Here is a 1004-nt window from a genome sequence, read left to right as displayed (position 1 = left end):
GAATACTGGGAAGCTAATAATATTCCTCTCAAGTTTTTAGTTATTAACAAATAGGTAAAGTTATATTTTCACTATTTGGAGATTGTTTGTTGTTGTTGTCAGAATCAGGATATCCAGGATTTAAGGATGTACAGGATTGTTATTTGTAGGTTTTCTGTGAATATTTAATGATGATAATTTATGATTTGGAGGAAAATATATTTTCTATCATTCACAAAAACCTTTATTTCCTCAAAAACATCCTGTTAATCCTCTAATCCTGGACATCCTGATTCTGACAATTTTATGAGAAAAATATATTTTCTATCATTCACAAAAACCTATATTTCCTAAAAAACATCCTGTTAATCCTCTAATCCTGGATATCCTGATTCAGACAATATTAATCCTGTAAATCCTGATTTGCATCTAATTCACGACGATATTCTTCTATATATTCCAACATTTGATCAAAGTGTGGATCATCTTTATACTTACCTGCTATTTTCATCCAAGGATTTTCAATTTGAGGAGATTTAATTTCTAAAGTGACAATCTTAGCATTTCCTAAACGAACTTGCAAAATCTTATCTAATTCTTCTATTGCTTCCGTTTCTGTATTCCCTAAACCTTGACATTCTGGTAAACTTAATAATGTCGCTTTCACAGTACCATCTGCTTGATTTTCAATCAACACATCATAAGTTAACTTAGGTGCAATTGTGGAAAGAGCATTTTTAATAGCTAAAATCATGATATTTTTACTCTTATAATTCTGAGTTGATTATAACATAATACTTGAAAATAGTTAAAATTATCATCTAGATGATGTTAAGATTTATGGTTGTCTGATAGTGCAGCACAAGCTATATAAAGTTACGTTTTCACCATTTGGAGATTTTTTGTTGTTGTTGTCAGAACCTGAAAATCCTCAGAATAAATTAATTTACTGGATTCCTTAATAACCCACATTCCGCACCCCAAACTGTCACTGGGGTAAATTACGTAGAGAAAAAATTAAAGGG

Annotated in this window: 1 protein-coding gene; it reads right to left on the bottom strand. The window is 30.4% G+C overall.

The genetic code is table 11. The features are described 5' to 3' along the window. Positions 1–382: 382 nt before the first annotated feature. Entirely contained in the window at positions 383–733 is a 351-nt protein-coding gene (locus tag ACIR131C_RS0103655) for a hypothetical protein (RefSeq protein ID WP_028089107.1), read from the bottom strand. Positions 734–1004 lie beyond the last annotated feature (271 nt).

The organism is Dolichospermum circinale AWQC131C, from assembly GCF_000426905.1.
Taxonomy (GTDB): Bacteria; Cyanobacteriota; Cyanobacteriia; order Cyanobacteriales; family Nostocaceae; genus Dolichospermum; species Dolichospermum circinale.
This window is presented reverse-complemented; position numbering and strand designations above follow the sequence as displayed.

What these genes read in the sequence shown, in the direction of transcription:
- ACIR131C_RS0103655 (WP_028089107.1), bottom strand. Translation starts at nt 733, where the DNA reads ATGATTTTAGCTATTAAAAATGCTCTTTCCACAATTGCACCTAAGTTA.